At 54.6% G+C, this 26813-nt stretch carries 23 protein-coding genes; 11 read left to right on the plus strand and 12 right to left on the minus strand.

Translation table 11 applies throughout. The features are described 5' to 3' along the window. Window positions 1-6: 6 nt before the first annotated feature. The 3 genes from ssuD to ssuE are packed head-to-tail and all read right to left on the minus strand — an operon-like array spanning window position 7 to window position 2751. Window positions 7-1155 carry an FMNH2-dependent alkanesulfonate monooxygenase gene (ssuD, locus tag JEM67_RS09425; RefSeq protein ID WP_199635132.1) on the minus strand — a complete coding sequence of 383 codons (1149 nt, stop codon included), beginning with the start codon at window positions 1153-1155 and terminating at the stop codon, window positions 7-9. 17 nt (window positions 1156-1172) lie between these two features. Beyond that, window positions 1173-2138: a sulfonate ABC transporter substrate-binding protein gene (locus tag JEM67_RS09430; protein WP_199635553.1), complete on the minus strand. Its 966-nt coding sequence runs from the start codon at window positions 2136-2138 to the stop codon at window positions 1173-1175. 34 nt (window positions 2139-2172) lie between these two features. Further along, on the minus strand, window positions 2173-2751 hold the full coding sequence (gene ssuE, locus JEM67_RS09435) for an NADPH-dependent FMN reductase (protein ID WP_013812320.1): 579 nt from the start codon (window positions 2749-2751) through the stop codon (window positions 2173-2175). Between the two features lie 258 nt (window positions 2752-3009). On the opposite strand from ssuE, the gene pyrD reads away from it, so the two are divergent. Both pyrD and JEM67_RS09445 read left to right on the plus strand, forming a co-directional pair. Then, complete coding sequence (gene pyrD, locus JEM67_RS09440; RefSeq protein ID WP_199635131.1) at window positions 3010-4020, plus strand: quinone-dependent dihydroorotate dehydrogenase; 1011 nt, start codon at window positions 3010-3012, stop codon at window positions 4018-4020. Window positions 4021-4194: 174 nt separating this feature from the next. After that, entirely contained in the window at window positions 4195-4743 is a 549-nt protein-coding gene (locus JEM67_RS09445; protein WP_013812322.1) for a cell division protein ZapC, read from the plus strand. 6 nt (window positions 4744-4749) lie between these two features. On the opposite strand, the gene JEM67_RS09450 is transcribed toward JEM67_RS09445, so the two are convergent. Continuing rightward, entirely contained in the window at window positions 4750-5853 is a 1104-nt protein-coding gene (locus tag JEM67_RS09450) for a YcbX family protein (protein ID WP_199635130.1), read from the minus strand. Window positions 5854-5956: 103 nt separating this feature from the next. Between JEM67_RS09450 and rlmKL the strand changes: the two genes are divergently transcribed. The 6 genes from rlmKL (at window position 5957) to rmf (ending at window position 14011) form a co-directional block, all read left to right on the plus strand. Then, window positions 5957-8077: a bifunctional 23S rRNA (guanine(2069)-N(7))-methyltransferase RlmK/23S rRNA (guanine(2445)-N(2))-methyltransferase RlmL gene (gene rlmKL / locus JEM67_RS09455; protein WP_143760061.1), complete on the plus strand. Its 2121-nt coding sequence runs from the start codon at window positions 5957-5959 to the stop codon at window positions 8075-8077. Between the two features lie 5 nt (window positions 8078-8082). Next, window positions 8083-9990 carry an ABC transporter ATP-binding protein gene (locus tag JEM67_RS09460; protein ID WP_199635129.1) on the plus strand — a complete coding sequence of 636 codons (1908 nt, stop codon included), beginning with the start codon at window positions 8083-8085 and terminating at the stop codon, window positions 9988-9990. 74 nt (window positions 9991-10064) lie between these two features. Continuing rightward, window positions 10065-11381: a membrane integrity-associated transporter subunit PqiA gene (gene pqiA, locus JEM67_RS09465; RefSeq protein ID WP_013812325.1), complete on the plus strand. Its 1317-nt coding sequence runs from the start codon at window positions 10065-10067 to the stop codon at window positions 11379-11381. Then, complete coding sequence (pqiB, locus tag JEM67_RS09470) at window positions 11368-13014, plus strand: intermembrane transport protein PqiB (protein ID WP_199635128.1); 1647 nt, start codon at window positions 11368-11370, stop codon at window positions 13012-13014. The genes pqiA and pqiB overlap by 14 nt, the downstream gene beginning before the upstream one ends. Then, the gene (gene pqiC, locus JEM67_RS09475; RefSeq protein WP_013812327.1) at window positions 13011-13568 is read left to right on the plus strand and encodes a membrane integrity-associated transporter subunit PqiC; all 558 of its coding nucleotides are present in this window, start codon (window positions 13011-13013) and stop codon (window positions 13566-13568) included. Before pqiB ends, pqiC begins: the two co-directional genes overlap by 4 nt. A gap of 272 nt (window positions 13569-13840) precedes the next feature. Then, window positions 13841-14011: a ribosome modulation factor gene (gene rmf, locus JEM67_RS09480; protein ID WP_013812328.1), complete on the plus strand. Its 171-nt coding sequence runs from the start codon at window positions 13841-13843 to the stop codon at window positions 14009-14011. A 63-nt stretch (window positions 14012-14074) separates the two neighbouring features. Here the strand turns inward: rmf and fabF are convergent, their stop codons facing one another. The 4 genes from fabF to JEM67_RS09500 all read right to left on the minus strand — a co-directional run bounded on the left by fabF (window position 14075) and on the right by JEM67_RS09500 (window position 18342). Beyond that, complete coding sequence (gene fabF, locus JEM67_RS09485) at window positions 14075-15349, minus strand: beta-ketoacyl-ACP synthase II (protein ID WP_013812329.1); 1275 nt, start codon at window positions 15347-15349, stop codon at window positions 14075-14077. After that, entirely contained in the window at window positions 15346-15873 is a 528-nt protein-coding gene (locus tag JEM67_RS09490) for a winged helix-turn-helix transcriptional regulator (protein ID WP_199635127.1), read from the minus strand. Before JEM67_RS09490 ends, fabF begins: the two co-directional genes overlap by 4 nt. Window positions 15874-16003: 130 nt before the next feature. After that, window positions 16004-16522: a bifunctional 3-hydroxydecanoyl-ACP dehydratase/trans-2-decenoyl-ACP isomerase gene (gene fabA / locus JEM67_RS09495; protein WP_004942787.1), complete on the minus strand. Its 519-nt coding sequence runs from the start codon at window positions 16520-16522 to the stop codon at window positions 16004-16006. A gap of 68 nt (window positions 16523-16590) precedes the next feature. Then, window positions 16591-18342, minus strand: a complete 1752-nt coding sequence (locus JEM67_RS09500) for an AAA family ATPase (protein WP_199635126.1) — start codon at window positions 18340-18342, stop codon at window positions 16591-16593. A gap of 209 nt (window positions 18343-18551) precedes the next feature. On the opposite strand from JEM67_RS09500, the gene matP reads away from it, so the two are divergent. Next, window positions 18552-19010 carry a macrodomain Ter protein MatP gene (matP, locus tag JEM67_RS09505; RefSeq protein WP_004942789.1) on the plus strand — a complete coding sequence of 153 codons (459 nt, stop codon included), beginning with the start codon at window positions 18552-18554 and terminating at the stop codon, window positions 19008-19010. A gap of 100 nt (window positions 19011-19110) precedes the next feature. On the opposite strand, the gene ompA is transcribed toward matP, so the two are convergent. Together ompA and sulA are read right to left on the minus strand one after the other, a co-directional pair. Further along, on the minus strand, window positions 19111-20187 hold the full coding sequence (ompA, locus tag JEM67_RS09510) for a porin OmpA (RefSeq protein ID WP_199635125.1): 1077 nt from the start codon (window positions 20185-20187) through the stop codon (window positions 19111-19113). Between the two features lie 358 nt (window positions 20188-20545). Continuing rightward, entirely contained in the window at window positions 20546-21052 is a 507-nt protein-coding gene (gene sulA, locus JEM67_RS09515; protein WP_199635124.1) for an SOS-induced cell division inhibitor SulA, read from the minus strand. Window positions 21053-21285: 233 nt separating this feature from the next. On the opposite strand from sulA, the gene JEM67_RS09520 reads away from it, so the two are divergent. Next, window positions 21286-21945, plus strand: coding sequence for a TfoX/Sxy family DNA transformation protein (locus tag JEM67_RS09520; RefSeq protein ID WP_199635123.1), 660 nt, complete (start codon window positions 21286-21288; stop codon window positions 21943-21945). On the opposite strand, the gene yccS is transcribed toward JEM67_RS09520, so the two are convergent. Then, the gene (gene yccS, locus JEM67_RS09525; RefSeq protein WP_199635122.1) at window positions 21946-24081 is read right to left on the minus strand and encodes a YccS family putative transporter; all 2136 of its coding nucleotides are present in this window, start codon (window positions 24079-24081) and stop codon (window positions 21946-21948) included. Window positions 24082-24107: 26 nt separating this feature from the next. Next, window positions 24108-24560 (minus strand): YccF domain-containing protein, encoded by a 453-nt coding sequence (locus JEM67_RS09530; protein WP_013812336.1) that lies wholly within the window; start codon window positions 24558-24560, stop codon window positions 24108-24110. A gap of 166 nt (window positions 24561-24726) precedes the next feature. On the opposite strand from JEM67_RS09530, the gene helD reads away from it, so the two are divergent. After that, a complete protein-coding gene (gene helD, locus JEM67_RS09535) occupies window positions 24727-26781 on the plus strand; it encodes a DNA helicase IV (protein ID WP_199635121.1) in 2055 nt (684 codons plus the stop codon). Window positions 26782-26813 lie beyond the last annotated feature (32 nt).

Consider the following 26813-nt stretch of genomic DNA (forward strand, 5'->3'; position numbering starts at 1 on the left):
TTCTCCTCAGCTTTGCGACGCTTTTTGCGGAATGTAAATATTAGCGACCACTTCACCTTGCGGTTTGACTGGCCGACGCCGAGCAGGGACTTCGTTTTCCGCCAGATCGAGATGTGGGAACAGCAACTCGCCGACGCGATAGGCTTCTTCCAGATGCGGGTAACCGGACAAAATAAAGGTATCGATGCCCAGATCGGCATATTCCTGCATGCGTGCCGCCACCGTCGGGCCATCGCCGACCAGCGCGGTGCCGGCGCCACCGCGTACCAGGCCAACACCGGCCCACAGGTTAGGGCTGATCTCCAGATTGTCTTTCTTGCCGCCGTGGAGCGCCGCCATGCGCCGTTGCCCTACGGAATCAAAACGGGCGAAGGCTGCCTGTGCGTTGGCGATGGTCTCTTCATCCAGATTGGCGATCAGCCGGTCGGCCGCCCGCCAGGCTTCTTCTGTGGTTTCACGCACGATCACATGCAGACGAATGCCGAAACGCACCGTGCGGCCTTTGGCTGCGGCTTTGGCGCGCACTTCGGCAATTTTTTCTCTTACCTGTGCCGGTGGCTCCCCCCAGGTGAGGTACATTTCAACCTGTTCGGCGGCCAGATCCTGAGCGGCGGCGGAAGAACCGCCAAAATACAGCGGCGGACGCGGCAGTTGCACCGGCGGATACAGCAGTTTGGCACCTTTCACCTGAATGTGTTTGCCGTCAAAATCGACGGTTTCCCCTTCCAGCACCTTGCGCCAAACGTGAGTGAACTCTGCCGAGGCCTCGTAGCGTTCTTCGTGATTCAGGTGCAGGCCTTCTGCCGCCAGTTCTTCGGGATCACCGCCGGTGACGAGGTTAAACAGAGCGCGGCCGTTGGAAAGGCGATCCAGCGTTGCGGCCTGGCGGGCGGCCAACGTGGGCGAAATGATGCCGGGGCGCAGCGCTACCAGGAACTTCAACCGTTGGGTGATTGGGATCAGCGAGGCTGCGACCAGCCAGGAGTCTTCGCACGAGCGGCCTGTGGGGATCAGCACGCCGCCAAAGCCCAACCGGTCAGCGGCCTGAGCGATCTGCTGCAAATAGCCGTAATCGACACTGCGGGCACCTTCTGTACTGCCAAGATAATGGCCGTCGCCGTGCGTAGGTAAAAACCAGAATACGTTTAGGCTCATAGCTTGTTCTCCAAAAATTATTGCGCGCTCGGGTGCCAGATGCGTTGAGAGATATCGACCTTCACCGGCACTAAACGGTTGGCATAAAACAGATCGGCGGTTTGCTGCTGGGCGGCAATGGTGTGCGCATCCAAAGGTTTGATGGCGGTCGGCGGGCGGTGATCCAGATAAGTGGCGATCACCTTTTCCGGCAGGCCCATGGCGTTTGCCAACAGCGTGACGCTCTGTGCGCGATCGCTACGGGTCAGCGCATCGGCTTGGGTCAGCACCTCAAGAACCTGGCTGACAAAGGGGCCGTGCGCCTGTACGTAGGGGCGAACCGCCAAATAAAACGAACCGGTTTGATTCAGACCACTGCCGTCGCCCAGCACCCGTACGCCGCCTTGCAGCAATGCCGCGGAATAGTACGGATCCCAAATCGCCCAAGCATCAACGTTGCCTTGTTGGAAGGCGGCGCGGGCATCGGCCGGGGTCAGGTAAACGGGTTGGATATCGGTAAATTGCAGCCCGGCTTTCTGCAGCGAGCGCAACAGCAGGTTGTGGGAGCTGGAACCTTTCTGGAAGGCAACCTTATGGCCTTTCAGCTCGGCGACGGTTTTGATCGGGCTGTTTTCCGGCACCAGGATCACTTCCGCCTTGGGTTTTGGCGGCTCTACGCCGACATAAAGCAGATCGGCGCCGGCGGCCTGGGCGAAGATTGGCGGGATATCGCCGGTGCTGCCCAAATCGATACTGCCGACGTTCAGCGCCTCGAGCATTTGCGGGCCGGCGGGGAATTCTATCCAGCTGATTTTGGTCGAGGGAAAACGCTGTTCCAATAGCTGATGGGTTTTTGCCAATACCAGGCTGACCGATCCTTTTTGGTAACCGATGCGGAACTGCGCCGGATCCTGCGCGTTGGCGGCATTGCTCCACGCAAGGGAGAGAATGCCGGCCAATGTGCCTGCGCCAAGCCAGCGGCGGAGTGAAGAAAGTCGCTTCATCATGATGTCCTTTTCCTTTTTATTCTCTTCTCAGTCAGGCAGTCTGACGGGCAAACAGGGAAGGGGAGAGCTTTACCGTGGGCGGTTTGCGACGGCCGAGCGCCAGATAAAAACTTTCCAGCGCCTCTTCCAGGCGGGTTGCCACGCCGTCAGACAGGTTGATTTCTTCGCCGTTCAGCACCACCTGGCTATCATCGGCAAACACGCCGTGCAGCACTTCCTGCGCTTTCAACGCCGCCAGCACCGGCTTCAGGGCGTAGTCCACCGCCAGCATGTGGCCAATAGAGCCGCCGGTGGCCAGCGGCAACACGACCTTATGGTCCAGGGCGCGTTCCGGCAGCAAATCCAGCAGGGTTTTCAGCGCGCCGGAGAACGAGGCTTTATAGACCGGCGTCGACACCAGCAAACCGTCTGCCTGCGCTAACTGCTCGGCAAAGGCTTTGATCGCCGGGCTGTTAAAATTGGCGTAGAGCAAATCCTCGGCATCGAAATCGTGCAGCGTGTAGGCAATCACTTCTACACCTTGCTGCTGCAGCCAGTTTTGACTCAGGGTCAGCAGCGCGGCTGAGCGCGAGGGGATGCGGGGGCTGCCGGCCAGTGATATAACGCGCATTGCCACTCCTTATAACTAAAAGTTAGGTTTAATCAGGAAATGTTTGTGATCTGTTTTAAACCTATCAGTTAGGAGCGGGTTGCTTAAATCTCATTTTTTGATTTTGATATGCGTAAATGCGGATTGGCGGCGATCTGGGGCCGTTAAAGGAAAACGATTGCGTAAAAAACGCTTTTTTTTGCTTTTAATCAATTCCAATTGATCAGGGGATGCCGGATAATCGGCCCCCGGTTTGCAACCGGGAAATCAGGAGAGTACATGTACTACCCCATCATCAGGAAAGCGTTGTTCCAGCTCGATCCCGAGCGTGCGCATGAATTGACCTTTCATCAGCTTCGCCGTATCACCGGCACCCCGTTAGAATTTCTCATTCGTCAGTCTGTGCCGGCCAAGCCGGTTAGCTGCATGGGGCTCTCTTTTAAAAACCCATTGGGGTTGGCCGCCGGTCTGGATAAAGACGGTGAGTGCATCGATGCATTCGGCGCCATGGGGTTTGGCTTTGTCGAAGTTGGCACCGTGACGCCGCGCCCGCAACCGGGCAATGATAAACCGCGCCTGTTCCGCATCGTGGAAGCCGAAGGCCTGATCAACCGCATGGGCTTTAATAACCAGGGTGTGGATAATCTGGTTGAAAACGTTAAAAAATCCCATTTTGGCGGCATTCTGGGGATTAATATCGGCAAGAATAAAGATACCCCGGTTGAGCAAGGAAAAGACGATTATCTGATCTGCATGGATAAAGTTTATCCGTATGCCGGCTATATCGCGATTAACATTTCGTCACCAAATACACCGGGCTTACGATCCCTACAGTATGGTGAAGCGTTAGACGATCTTTTAGCCGCCATTAAAAATAAGCAGCAGGAATTGCATGCGCGGCATCACAAATATGTACCGGTCGCGGTAAAGATCGCGCCGGATCTTTCTGAAGAAGAATTGATCCAAATAGCCGACAGCCTGGTGCGGCATAATATTGATGGCGTGATCGCGACCAATACTACGCTGGATCGCAAGTTGATCCAGGGGTTGAATTACTGCGAGCAAACGGGGGGCCTTAGCGGTCGTCCGCTGCAGGCGAGCAGCACCGAAGTGATCCGCCGTTTGTCGATTGAGCTGCAGGGCCGCTTGCCGATTATCGGTGTCGGCGGAATAGACTCCCTGACCGCCGCGCGGGAAAAAATGGCGGCCGGTGCTTCGCTGGTGCAAATTTATTCCGGTTTTATCTTCCACGGTCCGCGTCTGATTAAAGATATCGTTAACTACATCTAATATTTTTTCTTTGATTTTCAGCCGGGGGTTTATTTCTTCCCCCGGCTCGTCTATATTTTGTCCACTGGCATAAATATCGTTCGCGGAATTATCCGATGTTTGAGCTACTTTATCGGTGATAAAATCGCCTTTTGGGTAAATAGAGTGTGGCATGGGCAGCGAGAAGGATAAGAGATGAAGATAAAACCTGACGATAATTGGCGTTGGTATTTTGATGCTGAACACGATCGGCTAATGCTGGATTTAGCCAATGGGATGATCTTCCGCTCACGCTTCCCGGCCAAAATGTTAACGCCGGATGCCTTCGATGAATGCGCCTTTTGCGTTGATGACGCTGCGCTTTATTTTAATTATGAAGAGCAGTGCAAACAGATAAAGCTCAGCCATGAGCAACGCGCCGAACTGGTATTAAACGCTCTGGTGGCCTATCGCTTCCTGAAACCCTTGATGCCGAAAAGCTGGCACTTCGCCCAGCAGCATTATCCGCTGCAGCCGAAGAACGGTGAATTGGCGGCGGTGAAGGTGATGGACAGCGGCTCAGATGCCCGCTTATTGGTCGTTGAAGCCGGCGATAACGCCAGCTTGTGTCTGCTGGCGCAAAATCAGCTGTCGCTGGCCGGACGTACCATGGTGCTGGGTGATGCGATCAAGGTGATGCACGATCGCCTTAAACCCTGTGCGCAGGATGAAGCTTCCGCCCCGGCCTACGACAGGGCGGTATAAGGCGGATCACGCCAGCGTCAAATCGCTTTTCGGAATACAGCTGCAGGAAAGAATGGTGCCGTTGCCCGCTACCGCACTTTTCTTCAGCGGTGCCACTTCGCCACTGACCAACTCAATACGGCAACTGCCGCAAATCCCCGCACGGCATGAATAAGGCACGCGGATCCCTTGCTGTTCCAACTGCTCCAGCAAAATCTGCTGATTATTGCCGGTAAACACCTTCCCTGCGTATTCGATGGTGACGCTCTGCGCACTGTCTTGCGGCGCCTGCATGCTTTCGACCACTTTACCTGCGCCATAAGGGCGTGGCGGCTTGGTCGATAACACTTCCACCGCATCGCCAACGCGGATAATACCGTTGTTGCGCGCCACCATATTCTGGCCAAAATCGATATCGCCGTTATCGGCGGTGCGGAATTTTTGCAGGGTGCTCAGTGGCTCACCGCTGGGGTGTTTGCGCCCGCGCTCGGTGCTGACGGTGGTGAGCACGCAGCGGCTGCACGGTTTTACCAGATCGAACATCACGTCACCGACGCGGATCACCTGCCAGCCGTCTTCGGCCCAGGCGCTGGCACCGGTCACCACCAGATTGGGGCGGAACTGTTCGAGCTTGATACTGCCAGGGCAGCGTTGCTGCAAATCATTGAACGAGGCTTCGTTAATCAGCAGATAAGGATAACCGTCGGCGAAAGATAAAGGGATTTCCGGGTGTTTTTTGACTCTCCGGGTCAAATCAGGGCCTAGCCAGCGTAGCTGTACCTCACGCTGGAAATAACCACTCAGCCAACTGTTGATCGCCGGCGGTGCAATCAAGGCGGTGAAATGATTGCCCCACACTTCGGTTGGCTGCGCTTCGGCAGCAAAATCTGCGAAACGGATAGCTGCGCTTTCCCCGTCCGGTGCGGTCAGAAACAGGCCGTCCGCCAGCAGTGCAGGCGTAAACAATACCATCTGCGGATATTGGCGTGCTGTAATAAAGGTGCCATCCGGCTCGGTGATCATAAAGGTGCGATCGAACGCCAGACCACTGCTGGAAACTTGTGCGTGAGAAAGTTGCAAACCCCGAAGCGATTTAACCGGATGAACGTAAAGTCTGGAAAGCGTAATCACCCTTATCTCCGTACGATTATTAAATAGAAGGGAGCAACTTTATGACAAGCGGTCTGGATTAGCTATAATGCGCAACAATTTTCTTTTTGGTGATAAGTACGATATGAACTCTCTGTTTGCCAGCACGGCGCGTGGACTGGAAGAACTGTTAAAAAGCGAACTGGAAGCGCTGGGCGCTCACGCCTGCAAAGTGGTGCAGGGTGGGGTACATTTTCAGGGTGACGATCGTCTTCTGTACCAAAGCCTGCTGTGGAGCCGCCTGGCCTCACGTATTCTGTTGCCGCTTAATGAATTCCGCGTACACAGCGATCTGGACCTGTATCTTGGCGTGCAGGCGATCGACTGGACGAACATTTTTGGCGTGGATAAAACCTTCGCCGTTCACTTCAGCGGCGTTAACGAAGAGATCCGTAACAGCCAATATGGCGCGCTGAAGGTCAAGGACGCCATTGTAGACAGCTTCACCCGCAAGATCGACCAACGTCCGACGGTGGCAAAGCAACAGCCGGACATTCGAGTTAACGTATTCCTGCAGCGCGATATGGCCAGCGTAGCGCTCGATTTGAGCGGCGAAGGTCTGCATCAGCGCGGCTACCGTGATCTGACCGGCCAGGCGCCGTTGAAGGAAAGCCTGGCGGCCGCGATTGTACAGCGTTCAGGCTGGCAACCGGGCACGCCGATGCTTGACCCGATGTGCGGTTCAGGCACCTTGCTGATTGAAGCGGCGATGATTGCCTCCGATCGCGCGCCGGGCTTGCACCGTCAGCACTGGGGCTTTACCGCCTGGAACGGCCACAATGTCGATTTGTGGCGTGAAGTGATCACCGAAGCGCAGGTGCGCGCGCGCCGTGGTCTGCAGGAAACCACCTCGCGTTTCTTCGGCTCGGATATCGATCGCCGAGTGATTGAGATGGCGCGCGGCAATGCCCGCCGCGCCGGCGTTGCCGAACTGATTACTTTTAACGTCGGCGACGTCAGCAAACTGACCAACCCGCTGCCGGAAGGCCCAACGGGCACCGTGGTCAGCAACCCGCCTTACGGTGAGCGACTGGAAAGCGAACCGGCGCTGATCGCGCTGCATAATATGCTGGGCCGCATTATGAAGAGCGCCTTCGGCGGCTGGCAACTGTCGCTGTTCAGCGCGTCGCCGGAGCTGCTGAGCTGCCTGCAACTGCGCGCCGAACGCCAATTCAAGGCTAAAAACGGTCCGCTGGATTGCGTACAGAAAAACTACCAATTGGCGGAGAACCCGCAGGGTGCCAGCGGCGTGCTGGCGGCGGAAGACTTTGCCAACCGTCTGCGCAAGAACCTGAAAAAACTCGACAAGTGGGCCAAGCAGCAGGGCATTGAATGTTATCGACTGTACGACGCCGATCTGCCGGAATACAACGTCGCGGTTGACCGCTACGGCAGCAAAGTCGTGGTGCAGGAGTATGCGCCGCCGAAAACCGTCGATGCGCAGAAGGCGCGTCAACGTCTGTTCGACGTGATCAATGCTACGCTGTCGGTGCTGGACCTGCCGTCAAACCAACTGATCCTGAAAACCCGTGAGCGTCAGAAGGGCAAAAACCAGTACGAAAAGCTGGCTCAGAAAGGTGAGTTCTTGCTGGTGGAAGAGTTCAATGCCAAGCTGTGGGTTAATCTGACCGATTATCTCGATACCGGTTTGTTCCTCGATCACCGCATCGCGCGCCGTATGTTGGGCGAGATGAGCAAAGGCAAAGACTTCCTCAACCTGTTCGCTTATACCGGCACAGCCAGCGTTCACGCCGGATTGGGCGGCGCGCGCAGCACCACTACCGTGGATATGTCGCGTACCTACCTGGAATGGGCAGAGAAGAACCTGCGCGTCAATGGCCTGACCGGTAAACAGCATCGATTGATCCATGCGGACTGCCTGTCATGGCTGCATAATGCCGACGAACAGTTCGACGTGATCTTTATCGATCCGCCGACGTTCTCCAACTCCAAGCGAATGGAGAACACCTTTGACGTCCAGCGCGATCACCTGATGTTGATGCAAGATTTAAAACGGTTGCTGCGCCGTAACGGAACCATCATGTTCTCGAACAACAAGCGCGGTTTCCAGATGGATATGGCCGGCCTGAGCGAACTGGGTCTGGAGGCGAAAGAGATCACCGCCCAGACGCAGTCGCAGGACTTTGCCCGTAACCGTCAAATTCATAACTGCTGGCTGCTCACCCATGCCGGCGAAGGAAAATAATTACTATGTCGTTAATCAGCATGTCCGGCGCCTGGCTGTCCTTCAGCGATGCGCCGCTTTTAGACAACACCGAAATTCATATTGAAGACAACGAACGCGTTTGTCTGGTTGGGCGCAACGGCGCCGGTAAATCCACGCTGTTGAAGATCCTCGGCAAAGAAATTCCGCTGGACGATGGCCGGGTGATTTACGAGCAGGATCTGATTGTGGCGCGTCTGCAGCAGGATCCTCCGCGCAATATCGGCGGTACGGTATTCGATTTTGTCGCCGAAGGCGTAGCCGAGCAGGCGGAACATCTGAAAGCCTATCACACGATTTCGCATTTGGTGGAAACCGATCCCAGCGAGAAAAATCTGACGCGTATGGCGCAGATTATGGAGATCCTCGATCACCAGGGCCTGTGGCAACTCGACAGCCGCATCAGCGAAGTGCTGTTGCAATTGGGGCTGGACGGCGACGCAGAGTTGTCCTCGCTCTCCGGCGGTTGGCTGCGCAAGGCCGCTCTGGGCCGTGCGCTGGTCAGCTCACCGCGCGTGTTGCTGCTCGACGAACCGACCAACCACCTGGATATCTCAACCATCGACTGGTTGGAAGGTTTCCTGAAAGAGTTCCAGGGCAGCATCGTGTTCATTTCCCATGACCGTTCCTTTATCCGCAACATGGCGACGCGCATTGTCGATCTCGATCGCGGCAAGCTGGTGTCCTGGCCGGGTAACTACGATCTGTACCTGCTGAGCAAAGAAGAAGCGCTGCGGGTGGAAGAGCTGCAAAATGCTGAGTTCGACCGCAAGCTGGCTCAGGAAGAAGTCTGGATCCGCCAGGGCATCAAGGCCCGCCGTACTCGTAACGAAGGCCGTGTCCGCGCCCTGAAAGCGCTGCGTAACGAGCGTTCGGAACGTCGTGAAGTGATGGGCACCGCCAAGATGCAGGTGGAAGAAGCGGTACGTTCCGGCAAGATCGTGTTCGAGATGGAGGACGTTAACTATCAGGTCGGCGACAAAGTGCTGGTGCGTAATTTCTCCGCTCAGGTGCAGCGTGGCGACAAGATTGCGCTGGTTGGCCCTAACGGTTGCGGTAAAACCACGTTGCTGAAACTGATGCTCGGTCAACTGAAAGCCGACAGTGGCCGTGTACACTGCGGCACCAAGCTGGAAGTGGCTTACTTTGACCAGCATCGCGCCGATCTGGATCCGGAACGCACGGTGATGGACAACCTGGCGGAAGGCAAGCAGGAAGTGATGGTCAACGGCCGGTCCCGCCACGTGTTGGGCTATCTGCAGGACTTCCTGTTCCACCCAAAACGCGCGATGACGCCGGTGAAAGCGCTGTCGGGCGGCGAACGTAACCGCCTGTTGCTGGCCAAGCTGTTCCTGAAACCGAGCAACTTGCTGATCCTCGATGAACCAACCAACGATCTCGACGTCGAAACGCTGGAGTTGCTGGAAGAGTTGATCGATGGCTATCAAGGCACCGTGCTGCTGGTGAGCCACGATCGTCAGTTCGTTGATAACTCGGTGACCGAGTGTTGGATCTTCGAAGGCAAGGGCGTGATCAGCACCTTCGTCGGCGGTTACTACGATGCGCATCATCAACGCGCTACAGCGAAACCGATCCGTCAGGTTGCCGCCGCCGATCAGAACAAACCGTTGGCGGAAAAAAAGGCTGAACAGCCGAAGAAATCAGCGGTTAAACTGAGCTATAACCTGTTGCGCGAGCTGGAACAGTTGCCACAGCGGCTGGAACAGCTGGAAACGGAAATCGAAGCGCTGCAGGCGCAAATGAGCGACGCGGATTTCTTCACGCGTCCACACAGTGAAACACAGCAGGTGTTGACGGCGCTGGCCGCCGCTGAAGGGGCGCTGGAAGAAGCGTTCGCCCGTTGGGAAGAGCTGGAAGCGATGAAAAACGGCTAACCGTTGAGAATACCGTCCGCGCGCTGCTGCGGGCGGTATTGCCGTACCGGTGAGCAACGTTATTAAGGAGGAATATGGTGTGTTCCCACGACAATCACGAGCAGCACAGCCACGCAAAGCCTGCTGAACAGCAACGGGACAACCTGATGCTGTGCCCGCAGTGTGACATGTTGGTGGCGTTGCCGCCGCTGGTATATGGCACAAAAGCGGTGTGCCCGCGCTGTAAAACGACCCTCAGCTCCCGCTGGGAGGAACCGCGCAAGCGGCCCATCGGTTATGCCGTCAGCGCTTTGTTTATGCTGCTGCTGGCGAATATTTTCCCTTTTATCAATATGCGCGTTGCCGGTATCGGTAACGAAATCAAACTGATCCAGATCCCGCAGGTGATGGTGGCTGAAGATTACGCCAGCATGGCCACGCTGTTTATGGTATTCGTTCAGTTGATCCCTGCGTTTTGCATGGTAGCTATTATTCTGTTATGCGCCAAGGTACGCATCCCTCTTGGCCTGAAAGAGTGGATGGCCAAGATGCTGTTCCAGTTCAAAACCTGGTGCATGGTGGAAATTTTTCTCGCCGGGGTTCTAGTCAGTTTCGTCAAGCTGATGGCCTACGGGGATATTGGCGTCGGCAGCAGCTTTGGGGCTTATTGCCTGTTTTGCTTACTGCAGGTGCGTGCCTTCCAGTGTGTGGATCGCCGTTGGCTGTGGAACGACATAGAGCCGATGCCGCACATCGATCGCCCGGTGATGGTGGGGCGGACCGGATTACGCCAGGGTTTGCGCTCCTGCCCGTGTTGTACGGCGATCCTGCCGGCGGAGCTGGCTCATTGCCCACGCTGCCATACCAATGGTTATGTGCGTCGCCGTCACAGTCTGCAATGGACGCTGGCGCTGCTGTTTACGTCGATCATGCTGTATATTCCGGCGAATCTAATGCCTATTATGGTTACCGAGGCGTTGGGCAACAAAATCACTTCCACCATTATGGCCGGGGTGATCCTGCTGTGGGGGGAAGGATCTTATCCCGTGGCGATGGTTATCTTCATCGCCAGTATTATGGTGCCTTCGCTGAAGATGTTGGCGATTGGTTGGCTGTGCTGGGATGCCAACAGCAAACGGCAAGACAGGGCCGACAGCGAACGAATGCACCTGATTTATGAAGTGGTTGAGTTTGTCGGCCGCTGGTCAATGATCGACGTGTTTGTTATTGCCGTGCTTTCGGCATTGGTACGGATGGGACAATTGATGAGTATTTATCCTGCTACTGGCGCGCTGCTGTTCGCCCTGGTGGTGATCCTCACCATGTTTGCAGCCATGACGTTTGATCCCCGGCTGACCTGGGATCGCGTAAACGAGACAATAAAAAAGGAGCCGCAAGGTGACGGAAAATAATCATAGCGTCGCGGAAGTTGAAAAGATCAAGCGCTGGTCGCCGGTGTGGATTGTTCCCATCGTCACCGCGTTGATCGGCGCGTGGATCCTGTTTTACCACTTTAGCCATCAGGGGCCGGTGGTGACCTTGGTTACCACCACTGCCGAAGGACTGGAGGCGGGCAAAACCAAAATCAAGAGCCGTAGCGTTGACGTCGGCGTCGTCGAGAGCGTGACGTTGAGTGACGACCTAAGCAAGGTGATGGTGCAGGCGCGGCTTAACTCTGGCATGGAGAAACTGCTGCATCAGGATAGCGCCTTTTGGGTAGTTAAACCGCAGATTGGCCGCGAAGGCGTTTCCGGCCTGGGTACGCTATTGTCCGGCGCCTATATCGAACTGCAGCCGGGTACCAAGGGCAAGGCAGGCAAGGATAATTACCAATTGCTGGATGCGCCGCCACTGGCGTCTCCGGACGCCAAAGGGCTGCGCATCGTGATCGACAGCGAGAAATCGGGTCAGTTGAACGCCGGTGACCCGGTGCTGTTCCGTGGTTATCGCGTCGGTTCGGTAGAGACCAGTTATTTTGATCCCAAGCAGCGCGCCATGCGCTATCAGCTGTTTATCTCGGCGCCTTATGATCAACTGGTGACCAGCAACGTGCGCTTCTGGAAAGACAGCGGCGTGGCGTTCGACATGTCGGCGCAGGGCATGCGTGTGGAAATGGGCTCGTTGGCAACGTTATTCAGCGGCGGTGTAAGTTTTGACGTGCCGGACGGTTGGGATCGCGGTGAACTGGCGAAAGAGAAGGCGGAATATCAGTTGTTCGATAACCAGCGCAGCATCCAGGATTCGCTGTATACCGTACACAAGGATTACCTGATGTTCTTCTCCGACTCGGTTCGCGGTTTGCAGCCGGGCGCGCCGGTAGAATTCCGTGGCATTCGCCTTGGTACGGTCGCGCAAGTGCCGTTCTATAAAGAAGGCATGGCGCAACGTTTGGACAATGACTACCGCATTCCGGTGTTAATCCGCATTGAACCGGATCGCTTCCAGAAACAGCTGGGTGGCAATTTCGATATCGAAGGCCATCTGAAAGATGCGGAATCACGCGGTATGCGCGCTTCTCTGAAGTCCGCCAACCTGCTGACCGGCTCTCTGTATATCGATCTGGACTTCTATCCGCAGGAGAAAGCCTGGAAAGGGCCGCGTGAGCTGTTCGGTTATCCGTTGATGCCGACTACCAGCGGCGGTTTGGCGCAGATCCAGCAGAAACTGATGCAGACGCTGGATAAGATCAACTCGTTGCCATTGAATCCGATGATCAACGAAGCGACCAAAACCCTGGCGGAAAGCCAGAAAACCATGCAGTCGACGCAGAAAACCATGCAGTCGCTGAACGACATCATCGCCAGCAAAGAGATGAAGGCGCTGCCGCAGGATATGCAAAAAACGCTGCAGGAACTGAATCGCAGTGTGAAAGGTTTCCAGCCAGGTTCTCCGGCCTACAACAAAATGGTCGGTGATATGCAACGTCTTGATCAGGTGCTGCGTGAGCTGCAACCGGTGCTGCGTACCCTGAACGAAAAGAGCAACGCGCTGGTATTTGAAGCCGCGGGCAGTAACGATCCTCAGCCGAAGAAGGCCAATAAATGATGAAATGGATTCCGGTAGCCCTGGCGCTGTTACTCAGCGCCTGTAGCAGCACCCCACAAAAAACCTACTACCAACTGCCGGCGCTGGGTGCGCCTGCACCGGTCAGTACCGGCACTGCGACACGTCAGCTGTGGTTGGAACACGTCAGCGTGGCGGATTATCTGGCGCAGAACGGTGTGGTTTACCAGACCAATGACGTGCAGTACGTGATCGCTCAGAACAACCTGTGGGCCAGCCCGCTCGATCAACAACTGCAGCAGACGCTGGTCACCAACCTGAGCAGCGCGCTGCCAGGGTGGGTGGTGTCTTCTCAGCCGATGAGCAGCGAGCAGGATGTGCTTAACGTCACCATCAGCGGCTTCCACGGCCGCTTTGACGGCAAGGCGATTATCCGTGGCGAGTGGGTGTTGAATCATCAGGGCAATCTGACCAAACGGCCGTTCAGCCTGGAATTGAAACAGGGCGAGGATGGCTACGACGCACTGGTGCGTACGTTGGCGCAGGGCTGGCAGCAGGAAGCCCAGGCTATCGCCTCCCAGGCGGGACGTTTTTAGTCATAATTTGTACTAAAACGGTCTAATCCCTTCCGGCGAGAGATATTAAAACTTTTCTCCGGGAGGGATTTTTATTTTATTTCAATGAATTATCGTGTTTTCCAGCATATCAGCCACTTAGCCAATTCTGCGGGTATAGCTCACAAATATGACATTGGCGTGAATTTTGCGCATTGATCTTCCCTTCATTTAGCGCTATTGCTTATACGTGGCTGCATATAAAGCAGCCATTGTTTTCTTTCCAACTGACCAAAAAGTGAGGGAAACGAGGCATGAAGAGACAGAAACGCGATCGTCTGGAAAGGGCGCATTCGAAAGGTTATCAGGCAGGTATTTTAGGACATCCGAAAGATCTTTGTCCTTATAAAACAACTGTGGACAGCCGGTCTCAATGGCTGGGAGGTTGGCGAGAAGCCATGGAAGACAGGGCTGTGACCGCTTAAGCGGCTCCCTGTCATAAAAAGGAACAACCTCCGCTCAAGGCGGAGGTTTTTGTTTAAGTCGTATTACCCCTGCCAACGTTTCAGCAAGATACTCGCGTTTACACCGCCAAAACCAAAACCGTTCGACAACGCATAATTGATGGCCATAGGCTGCGCTTTTTTCGCCACCAGATGTAGGCCCTCGGCTGCCGGATCCGGATTATCCAGATTCAGCGTGGCCGGTGCGATCTGATCGCGTAGTGCCAGCGCAGTAAAGATGGTTTCCAACCCGCCCGCGGCGCCCAGTAAATGGCCGGTCGCGGATTTGGTAGAGGTCACCGCCACGCCGCCGTCGGTACCGAACAGGTGTTTAATCGCGTTGATTTCCCCCAGATCGCCCACTGGTGTGGACGTGGCGTGGGCGTTCAGATGTTGGATCTGTTCGGGTGAGACACCTGCCTGTTTCAAGGCAATTTTCATTGCACGGTAGGCGCCATCGCCATCTTCTGCGCCGGAGGTCATGTGATAGGCGTCCGCACTGGTGCCGTAACCGACAATCTCCGCCAGCGGCGTTGCTCCGCGAGCCAGCGCATGTTCCAGCGTTTCTATGACCAGCATGCCGGCACCTTCGCCCATGACAAAGCCGTCACGAGCGCTGTCGAAAGGCCGCGACGCTTTTTCTGCCGCTTCTGGCGGCGTAGTGGACATGGCGCGCGCGGCTGCGAAGCCCCCCAGGCTGACGGTGTCGATAGCGGCCTCTGTACCGCCACACAGCGCGATGTCAGCCTCATCGTTACGAATCATACGTACTGCGTCGCCGATGGCCTGTACGCCTGCTGCACAAGCGGTAACGGGGGCGCCAATCGGGCCCTTGAACTGGTGTTTAATCGAGACGTGGCCGGCGGCCAGGTTAACCAGGAAGGACGGAATGGTAAATGGCGACAGGCGTTTGGTACCACGGCTGTCAGTGGTACGCACCGCGTGGGCAATAGCAGGGAAACCGCCGATGCCAGAGGCGATCACGGTTGCGGTGCGTTCTTGTTTCTCTTCCGTATCCGCGACCCAGCCCGCTTGGCGGATCGCTTCATCGGCCGCCGCCATGGCGAAAAGAATAAAGCGGTCCATTTTTTTCTGATCTTTTGGCGCCACGGAAAGGTCGGGATCAAAGCCCGCTTCGGCATCCTGTTCCAGAGTAGGAACCTGACCACCGATTTTTACCTGCAGGTCGGCCACGATCGCTTCCGGAAGGGGACGAATGCCTGACTGGCCATTTAGCAGGCGCTGCCAGATAGCCTCTACGCCGCATCCCAGTGGTGAAACGGCACCCATGCCGGTAATGACTATACGACGACTGTTCATAGTGACTCCTTGGATAATTCGGGGGGTAATGCAGAATGATTTTGTTGCATCAGGGCTGCACGCCGACGTATACCGTCGCTTGCCGCCGGCCCTGGCGCTAAAGTGATGTTATGCAATGCGATCGGCTGGCGGTTGACGCTGTCGACCAGTTGCACATATATCGGTTGCCCGGTACGGCGATCGACCAATTCGGCGGTAATGCCTTCATCGGCCAGGTGGGTGTTGCCCCAGTGAAACAGAGCCGCCAGCACCGGGAAAAAATCCTGGCCGCGTTCGGTGAGCAAATACTCATAACGTACCGGCCGCGTCTGATAACGCTGTTTATGAAAAATGCCGCTTTCCACCAGATCTTTTAGGCGGCGAGTCAGTATGGTGGGTGAAAGGCCGAGGCTTTGCTGGAATTCATCAAACTTTGACAGTCCTTGAAACGCATCGCGAAGTATCAGGATGCTCCACCATTCTCCGACGCGATCCAGCGAGCGTGCTATCGGGCATGGCATGTTATCAAAACGGGTTCTTTGCATGGCACACCTCTTGAGTTACTACAATAATTGTAGTAACTGATTGGCCGTTATGAACGTGAGCTTTGCAGTTCACAACAAGATAACGGCGGGGAAAACAAACGGCGGCCGGGAAGGGCCGCCGTCACTGCGATTAGAACGCAGCAGTGTCCTTGAACAGGCCCACTTTCAGATCGCTGGCGGTATAAATGACCTGGCCATCGACCAGCACTTCACCATCAGCCACACCCATAATCAGTTTACGGGTGATGACGCGTTTGAAGTTAATGCGGTAGGTGACTTTCTTCGCGGTTGGCAGTACCTGGCCGGTGAATTTCACTTCACCCACGCCCAACGCACGGCCTTTACCTTCGCCGCCCAGCCAGCCGAGATAGAAACCTACCAGCTGCCACATGGCGTCCAGACCCAGGCAGCCTGGCATCACGGGATCGCCGATAAAGTGGCAACCGAAGAACCATAGGTCCGGATTGATATCCAGTTCCGCTTCCACATAACCCTTGTTGTGGGAGCCACCGTCTTCGGTCATCTTGACCACGCGGTCCATCATCAACATGTTACCTGCCGGCAACGGCGGGCCACCGGCGCCAAACAGCTCGCCACGGCCGGATGCTTCGAGGTCTTCTTTCGTATAGGAGTCGCGTTTTTCTACCATGTTCTCAGTAAGCCTTATTTTATTGAAGGACGCAGATTAGCTAACACGTGTACGCTGAACAAGTCCGATCAGCCGTGGTTGAACCAGTTAAGCCAACGAAACGGCCATGGCCAGCGCCGACGTTCCTGCGGATTCACCTGCGCAATTCGTTCCTGAATAGCAGCTAACAGATTCGGTTGCTGTTCATCAGAGTAGGGGTAACCGGTAAGTAATGGCAAGGCTTCTGCGGCGCTGTCGACGGCCCACAGATGGAATTGCCCTTCGCGCACCGCATCGACCACATCCTGGCGCAGACACAGGTGACGCACGTTAGTTGCTGGCAGAATGATGCCCTGTTTGCCCGTCAAACCGCGACGCTGGCAAACTTCAAAAAAGCCTTCGATCTTCTCGTTGACGCCGCCAATCGGCTGCACATTGCCGAATTGATCGACTGAGCCGGTTACCGCAATCTGCTGGGTGATCGGTTGTAGTGATAACGCACTGATCAATGCACACAGTTCGGCCAGCGAGGCGCTATCGCCATCTACTTCACCGTAGGATTGCTCAAACACGATTGAAGCGGAGAAGGGCAGCGGCTGATCCAGTTCCAGCTCAGAAATCAGAAACGCCTGCATAATCATCATGCCTTTGGCATGCAGGTTACCGCCAAGCTCGGCCTTACGCTCAACATCGGTAAATTCGCCGTCGCCAAGATGCACAACGCAGCTGATGCGGGACGGTTCGCCGAAGCTGCGTGGATGCCCAGGGTATTCCAGCACGGAGAGTCCGTTGATCTGGCCGACAACTTCGCCTTCGGTCTCAATCAGAATTTGGCCCAGCTCGATCTCATCCTGCATCCGTTCGGCAAGGTAGCTTTCGCGCCACTCGCGTGCATTCAAAGCAGCTTCAAAGGCTTTGGCTGTAATACTTTCTTCTTCTGCGTACAGTGCTGCTTCAGAAAGCTGCTGGCCGATCCATAGCGGTGAAAGTGGCAGGTTGCCCTGATCGCCACTGTAGCGCACAGCTTGTATCATCAATAGAGGCCAGGCATCCGCCGCCAACGAGGGCAGTTGTTGTTCATCGATAACGGTATTGACGTAGCTGCACCACTGCACCATATCCTCGGCTTCGGTGAGCTGCAGGTCATCTTCGTATTCGCCGTAGACAGCCTGCTCGCTAAGTTCCGGCTCGATATCATGGAAGTCGGCAAGACCGTGACGATCGCCAACTACGATCAGACGCAGCTCAAGCGGCATCGATGGAATAGTGACCGGAAGCGGGCGTGTTTCATCAGGAGAAACCCAATGGAACTGGCGTTGGGTGATCATTTGCTTCAACCGCAGCCATAGCAGCGGCTGGGCCAGCAGAGAACGTGCCGACAGGATCAGCACGCCGCCGTTGGCCTGATGCACCAGGCCCGGCTGCAGCGAGATTTCATCATTATGAATTCTGACACAGCCAAACAGTTGCTCCGGTTCCACCCATTCCTGAAACACGCAGGCACCACCGGCGGCAAAGGGTTCATCACCCTGACGGGCAGGCTCTACGTTTATCTTGCTGCCCTGGATCACATAGTGGCTGCCTTTGAACGCAGTGTTCTGCGGCTGCAATGGCTCAACCGCACGGGCAATCAATGCCAGATATTCGCGGGTTTCCTGCGCTTTCAGCAACATGAAACGCGGTGGCGACTGTGGGTGGCAAAACAGCGTCAGTGCATTTTCCAGCCGAGGCTGAATAGAGGCAAAGGACACAGGTGCCAATTGAGCAGCGGTATCAAATATCGCTTGATAAGGCGTAACGTCCGGCAACAGAGATTGCCATTCAAGTCGGTTATTGGTCAAAGTGTTAGATGCAATCGTCAAAAAGGGAAAGGGCGATTATACAAGAATAACGCCAGCTTGATACATACAGAGTCACAGTTGGTATCAGGGAGTTTGACATCGCGCGATGACTGTGCAAAAAACAGTCTAAAAGGGGGCGTAATTGCCGGGGAAATTCGGCGCAAAGCTGTTATGCTTAATAAAGTTACGCGGTCACTGAAGAGTTCAAGATGAAATATCAGCAACTGGAAAACCTGGAGAGTGGTTGGAAATGGAAATACCTGGTGAAAAAGCACCGGGAAGGTGAATCTATTACCCGCCACATTGAAAACAGTGTAGCTCAGGAAGCCATTGACGAGCTGCTTAAGCTGGAAAATGAGCCGGTAAAAGTGCTGACCTGGATTAGCAGGCATATGAATCCGGAACTTGATAACCGGATGAAACAAACTATCCGCGCAAGGCGTAAACGTCATTTTAACGCAGAACATCAACACACGCGTAAAAAATCTATCGATCTGGAGTTTCTGGTTTGGCAGCGTCTGGCCGCGCTTGCCCGTCGCCGCGGGGTGACGCTGTCAGAGACGGTAGTACAACTGATCGAAGATGCCGAACGTAAAGAGAAGTACGCCAGTCAGATGTCGTTACTGAAACAGGATTTGAAGGCGATCCTCGGTAAAGACGAAGAGTAACCGGCCAGCCTGGTAAGAAAAGGGGCCGTTATTGCAAAGGTCACTGGCTAATAGACAAAAAAACCCCGCAATGCGGGGTTTTTTACTAAGAAGTGGTAACTTAGCCCTGTGGCTGAGTCACAACGTCTTTGATGCCTTTAACTTCGATCTCTACGCGACGATCTGGTGCCAGGCAAGCGATCTGCGCTTTAGTAGCACGGCCAGCTTTGTAGCCACAGGTGTTGCCAGTGACGGAATCAGCTTCGCCCATACCACGTGCGGAGATTTTGTCTGAAGGGATACCTTTAGAAACCAGGTAATCAACAACGCTTTGTGCGCGTTTTTCAGACAGTTTCTGGTTGTACTGGTCAGAACCCACTGCGTCGGTGTAACCCAGAACTACAACAGAACCGTCTTTAGGATCCATGGAACTCAGCTGAGTGTACAGCTGGTCCAGAGCCTGTTGGCCTTCTGGTTTCAGAGTTGCTTTGTTGAAGTTGAACAGCACGTCAGACTTCAGAGTGAAACGCTTGGTTTCAACAACTGGAGCCGGAGCTGGTGCTGGTGCTGGTGCAACAACATCATCCTGACCGAAACGGTAAGAAACACCCAGGCTCAGCATGGTGTTGTCTGGACGTGCGCCGACAGTACCTGCATCACCGATGTTGCTAACGAACTGGTAGTCCAGGCGAGTAGCCCAGTTTTTGGTCAGTGCGTATTCAACACCCACTGCAGCCAGCGGAGAAACGCCGGTGTCGTGGTCGCTCAGACGAGTGCCATTGCCGTAGTTAGCTTTGGAGTCTGCACGCCATACCATACCACCCAGACGAGTGTAGATATCCAGATCGTCAGCAATTGGGTAGCTCAGTTTAGCTGCCAGTTGAACGCCCTGTGCTTTGAAAGCACCGTTGTTCACGCTGCCTTTGTAAGGCATACGGCCAAGCCAGTCATAGCCCAGCTCGAAGCCCAGGTATTGGTTCGCCTGGTAACCCAGGAACGCGCCAGCACCCAGTTGATCTTTATGGGTCGGACCATTGCCGATACCATTCTGGTAACCGTTGCCGTAGAAACCAGTGTCATGGTACTGGGACCAGCCCAGTTTAGCACCGGTGTACCAGGTATTATCTTTTGGGGCGGCTTGCGCTACGGTAGCGAAACCAGCCAGTGCCACTGCTAATGCGATAGCTGTCTTTTTCATTTTGCGCCTCGTTATCATCCAAATAGGCAATGAGCTTTAAAGCTGTTTTAAGCCCTTGGTTAAATTCCTTCGCCAAGGTTTGAGCCCTCGTTTGTTACTCGGCCAGTTTTTCTGGCGTTATAGAGCAACCTTGGCGATGTAAAGTCTACAACGTGGCGCGAAAGTTACAAGTGTGATGTGATAAAGCTCTAAAAAAAAACGCAGAATCGTACATATTTACTAACACTAACCGGTAAAAAATGGGGCAATTTAGTCTGCATTTTTTCGTGCGGAACCGCAGCGGCACTCGCTTTGCACCTGATCCATCAAAGGTTCCCACCCAAAGAGATAAAAATGATGGGAAAAATCCTAAATTTACTTAATGATACAAAGAAGACTGAATTTTTAGCATGGAACACTGTCCGTGAGTCGAGTTTGTGTCACGTTGTGGACGCATTATGAACCCATAAGCGTGACCCAATTCGGCCGCACGCCGTAATTTTAGACGATCTTCTTCCGTAAGATCGGGCAACCACCCGAGAACCACACTGTAGTTACCCGTCAGAAGTGCCTTTTCCATCGCTTCAACGGTGGCAAGCGGAGTGATTTGGCTCAGTTGCACGACCTTATGAACAGGCAAACCAGACTGTTGTAGCCACAATCTACTGAGTTTTTGTTGTGGGGTTAGCCATAACAGCCAGCGTGACTGTCTGCCTAACTGTTGCAACAGGGGGAGCAATAGTTGCGCCACCGCGGGTTGATGCTCGTTGTAAACAAGTTCACTGATAAGGCCATTTTCTTTACCGGCATCCGAGTTTTCCGCAGCATTGTTCACCGCAAAAGAGGTGTGGCTGAAATGGGGTTTGTAGAGTGATTGAGTACGCATAAAGTATCCCGCCCGTAGTGTCACTGTATGTTTATACAGTACATCTGGACATGAATAAGATCAACTCAAATTTTCGTAGTGCCTCGCATAATTGCGATTATTTTTTAGACGTCCTGTTTTTATGATTGGCAGAGCTGCTGATAGTGCGTATTTTTCTAATTACTTGTTCACGTTACTTTTATTTCATTGATGTGAGAAATAATACAATTAGAACCTACACAAGGAGAAGCTTCATGAAAGGGATATCTACAGGAAGGGTCAAACAGGCCAAAGCGTGTTTCTGCGCATTAGGGAGCATTACTACGCGCTCGCAGTTTGGCGGTTATGGGCTGCTGGCTGATGGTGTCATGTTTGGGGTGATAGCGGAAGACGAGCTGTATCTTCGAGCGACGGATAGCCTGGAGCCTGCTTTCCGCGCCCGTGGAATGGTCAATATGGTTTACTCCAAACGAGGAGTCCCAATCACCCTGCGTTATTACTGGGTCGATGAATCTCTGTGGCGAGCGCAGGATGAGCTTGTTGGATTGGCGCGGCAGGCCATTCGGGAGGCCCGCCTGGAACTTCAGGTCAAAATGGATACGCATGGTCGGCTGAGAACGTTACCGAACATCGATATCAACATGGAGCGTTTGCTGTGGCGGGTCGGTATTCGCAATGTCTATGATTTGCGCTTGAATGGCGCCAAACGCAGCTATCTACGGTTGTTGCAGCAGCAACGCAATTTAGGATTGCGAGTGCTGCTTTCCTTAGGCGGGGCGATTGCCGGTTATCACCATGCCGCCTTGCCCCTGGCCCTGCGCAGTGAGCTAACCGAGTGGTTCGAACATACCATGGTCCTGCTTAGTCATGGGCATACGCCAGGAATCAAGGACTTGATGAAAGATCTCGCGTGATCATGCCGATTTAGCTATCTGCTCTTTTAACGTCATGAGCTCCGGCAGCAGATCAATGACCAGTCCTATCTGCTGTAATACCAGTTGCTCTTTGCTTTCTGGTTCTGGAGCCGCGAGTTGGATGCGCTCGGCAAGGCTTTCTAACGCTTGAGCGATGCGTCGGCCGTCTTGTTCTTCCTGATGCAAGGCACCATCGACATAGCATACGGCATCATTCAGCAACTCCAGCGTTGCGGGATTGTTCATGTGTTCGCGGTGTGCGCCCAATGCGGAGATATAACTCAACAAGGTGTGGTTCAGGCACAGCAGGCGAAAAGCGGCATCCTGAACCACCTTGTCGGCCTTTGGATCGGCCGACATGTTTGAAATCACCGAGGCCAACTCTGCGTCGCTGTTGTGTGCATCCCTGCGGGCGATACGGTACGGCAAACCGTTATCCTTACCCTGATGGTATTGCACCAAAATCGCATCCAGATAGCGGCAGTTGGCATTCAACGTTTTGCTCACCACGGCCGCCAATTGGCGAAAATGCCAATCTGGCCAGATAAAACTCACGGCTGCCCAAGCGATGGCGCATCCCAAAAGGGTGTCGTAGACGCGTGGCGCAGCCACTTCAAAGCCCTCACCCAGCAGGTTAAAGCACAGCAGTACGAGCAGGGTGATAAACATGGTTGCGTGCGCGTACTGCACGGTACGAAAAGCAAAAAACAGGACGCCGGCAATGACGATTAACACCATCTGGCCTTCCTGCGAGGGGACAAAATAGAGGATCGGCAGGCCGATAAGAATACCGGCAAGCGTACCTATGATACGCAGCGCCAGCCTGCGGCGCGTGGCATTGTAATTGGGCTGGCAAACAAACAGGCTGGTCAGCAGGATCCAGTAACCGTGCTGCATGCCGGTAAACTGAATAAAAGCATAACCGATGCACAGCACCACAGACATGCGAATAGCATGGCGGAATAAGGCTGACTGGGGCGTCAGATGGCGGCTAATGCGCAGGCGGATGTCGCTCCAGCCAGTGAGCCGGTCATCTGACAGACTGTTCTCTTCCGCCTGGCCGTCGGCCAGCGCCTGTTCGGATTCGATATTCGCCAACTGCGCATCAATCGCGCGCAAATTTTTCAACAGGTGCGATAGCGCTTTGGTCAGCTCACGATTTTCCTGGGTGACGGCCACGCGGGCCAGAGCTTCATCAATGCGGCTGAAAGCCGGCTCAAAACGCAGGTTGTGCTGGTATTTTTGCCGCAGCAGGATCGACTGCGCCAACTGCTGGCAGGCGCGCGCTTGCATGCTGAGCAAGCGCTGGAAACGAAACAGGATATCGCTATGACGAAATTGTCGGCTTAGGGCCTGATATTGAACATGAGCGGAGCTGGCACGCTCATGAATATCCTGCGCTACAAAATAATAATGCAGGGTACGACGCGTACCGCGCTGACCGCGGTCACCTTTAAGCCGCGTCAGCAATGAGACTTTGGTCTGGTTGAGAGTCGTCACCAGCGTGCTGTTGGCCATTGCCACATCCACCCACGGCAGGTCCGCAGCATGTTCGGCATCGGGGTCAAACAGGTTGGCCTTGGCATCCAGATAATTTGCCAACCGATCATAGCAGCGCGCCAAATTTTCCTGTAATGGACGAATAGGAAAAATCAGATGACCAATCAGCGTCAGGAGGTTGTACCACAGGGCGCCAATGATCAGCAGTATCGGTTGCTGATACCAGGCGTCATACATTGAGGTGCCAAGCATGGTGTAAACTGCGATCAGCAAGGCGCCAAACGCAATGGTGGCGTAGCGCTGCCCCAATGCCCCCAGTAAGATAAAGCCGCAGGTCGAGGTAGTCAGACCGAGGGCGAATAACCATGGATAAGGAAACAGCAGCTCAATGGAGGCGGAGGCTATAAAAAAACACACTAGCGTGATCAGCAGGTTACGCAGCCTGCCGCTCAGGCGGTCATCCAAATCCGTCAACGCCGCCGCTACCACTCCCAGAGTCAGGGGAATAGTGAGTTTGGGAATGGCCAGCCACCAAGGGACGGCGGCCGCGCCAGCCAGCGCAATAAAAATACGCAGGTTATAAAGCAAATTGCTGTTGTAGGCATAACGGCGTATTGCGGGTGCAAAAGAGAGCACGAAAAACTCCTCAGGCGGAGAAAAAATTAACGCTGTTGGTACTGACGCCGGGCATTTTCAGTTCTGGCCTGCTGAGCCATCTCAACCGATACTACGCGGCGACCCACCGGCCACAGTGCGATGGCGGCGATCTTGAAATTGGCAATACCAACCGGAATGCCAATAATCGACACGCACTGCACAATGCCTGCGGCGATATGGGACAGGCACAACCACCAACCGAAGAGCACCAACCAGACAATATTCAGCAGTGAACCGCTGGCGGAAAGCAGCGCGTTGCTTTTTTCCGGATACAGCTCATTCACGTGAATGGCTTCGTTGCCGAAAGGCAGAAACGATAATTTGGTGATCTCCCAGCACGAGCGGGTCAGAGGCAGGGTAACAATCAGTATGACGCTGAATACCGTTGCGATCAGCCAGCCAAAGGTAGTGAAAAAACCGCCCAACACAAAATTAAGAATATTCAGTACAGTACGCATAGTCGTCATTCTGCTCTAATGATGGTCAAACCGCGAAGCGGTTGCGTTTGGTATCAAAACGCAAAATCTATTCTACCCTTTTTTTAGCGCTAGAGTGCCACTGCTTATCACAGGTAAACTGGCAGATATCCGTTATTTAATCTCAACATAGTCATGGCGCGCCGATATGGAACTTAAAGCGACATCGCTGGGGAAACACCTGGCTCAGCATCCTTACAACCGCGTGCGGTTGCTGCACGCCGGGGTTGAGGTGAGCGGTGAGAAACACGAATATCTTATCCCTTTCAATCAGTTGATTAAGGTCCGATGTAAACGCGGCATCGTCTGGGGTGAGCTGGAATTTGAGCTGCCCGATGAGAAAGTGGTACGCCTACACGGTACCGAATGGCAAGAAACTCAGCGTTTCTACCACTACCTGCAACAGGCCTGGCAGCAATGGAGCACCGAGATGAGTGAAGTCAGCTCAGGCGTTTTACAGCAGCAGGTAGAACATATCCAGCGTATTGAACAGCAGGATAAATGGTTCAAAAAGTCAGAACTGGGCAAATTGCAGCAGCAGATCCGACAGTCTTTTGGCGCCTTGCCAATGCCGGTAGCGCGGCTCGATGAGTTCGACAACTGTCGGGATGACTACCAGCTGTGTCTGCAGTGGTTGCAGCATGGGCTGCGCAGTGTGGGGCTGCGTAATCAGCAGTGGACAGAACGCATGCTGGAGACGTATCACGATTTCTTCCAGACTATCGAAAGTTCGCCGTTGAATGACTCGCAAAGCCGTGCCGTGGTAAATGGCGAAGACGCGGTACTGGTTCTGGCTGGCGCCGGCAGCGGCAAAACCTCGGTGCTGGTGGCGCGAGCCGGCTGGTTGTTGCGCCGTCAGGAGGCTGAACCCGGGCAGATACTGCTGCTGGCGTTTGGTCGCCAGGCGGCGGAAGAGATGAATGAGCGCATTCAGGAGCGTTTGGGCAGTGTGGCGATTCAAGCTAAAACCTTCCACGCGCTGGCGCTGCAGATCATTCAGCAGGGCAACCGTAAAGTACCGGTAATCAGCAAGTTGGAAACCGACAGCAAAGCCCGGCGTACGTTGTTGATTACCCATTGGCAGCAACAGTGCGCAGAGAAAAAGGCGCAGGCCAAAGGGTGGCGTCAGTGGTTGATTGAGGAGCTGGAGTGGGACGTGCCTGAAGGCGACTTTTGGCAGGATAAGCGCCTGGCCGAGCGGCTGGCAGGCAGGCTAGAACGTTGGCTGGGGCTGATGAGGATGCACGGTGGCAGCCAGGCGGAAATGATCGAACAGGCGGATGAAGAGATCCGTGACCTGTTTTCAAAACGCATTCGGCTGATGGCGCCGCTGTTGAAAGCCTGGAAAAGTGCACTTAAAGATGAGGGGGCGGTAGATTTTTCCGGCCTTATTCATCAGGCGGTCCATATTCTGGCAAAAGGGCGCTTTGTCAGCCCGTGGAAGCACATCCTGGTGGATGAGTTCCAGGATATCTCGCCGCAACGAGCACAGTTGCTGGCAGCGCTGCGCAAGCAGAATAAGCAGACCTGTCTGTTCGCTGTCGGTGATGACTGGCAGGCTATTTACCGCTTTAGCGGTGCGGAGTTGACGCTTACCACGGCGTTTGCCGAAAACTTTGGCGAAGGCGCTCAGTGCGCGCTCGATACCACTTATCGCTTCAATGATCGTATCGGCGAGGTGGCAAACCGCTTTGTGCAGCAGAACCCGCATCAGTTGAAGAAACCGTTGAATAGCCTGAGTAAGGGCAACAAGAAATCGGTGGTAATTTTACCGCATGAACAGCTGGAGAACCTGCTCGATAAACTGAGCGGTTACGCCAAGCCGGATGAGCGCATTCTGGTGCTGGCGCGTTATCACCATCTGAAACCGGAAGTGCTGTCGAAAGCGGCGACCCGGTGGCCAAAACTGACCCTCGAGTTTATGACGATTCACGCCAGTAAAGGGCAGCAAGCGGAATATGTGATCATCGCCGGTTTGCACGAGGGCAGCGATGGTTTTCCTGCGGTAGCGCGCGAGTCGGTGCTGGAGGATGTCCTGTTACCACAACCGGAAGATTTCCCTGATGCAGAGGAGCGACGGTTGTTGTATGTGGCGCTGACACGCGCCAAACATCAGGTCTGGCTATTGCAGGATCGCGAACGCCCCTCGGTGTTCGTTGAGCATTTGCAGGATCTCGGCGTGCCGCTGCAGAAAAAACCTTAAGTTCAGGGCCTGGTTTTTGCCAGGCCGCAATC

The organism is Serratia sp. PAMC26656 (assembly GCF_016469055.2).
Lineage (GTDB): Bacteria > Pseudomonadota > Gammaproteobacteria > Enterobacterales > Enterobacteriaceae > Serratia > Serratia plymuthica.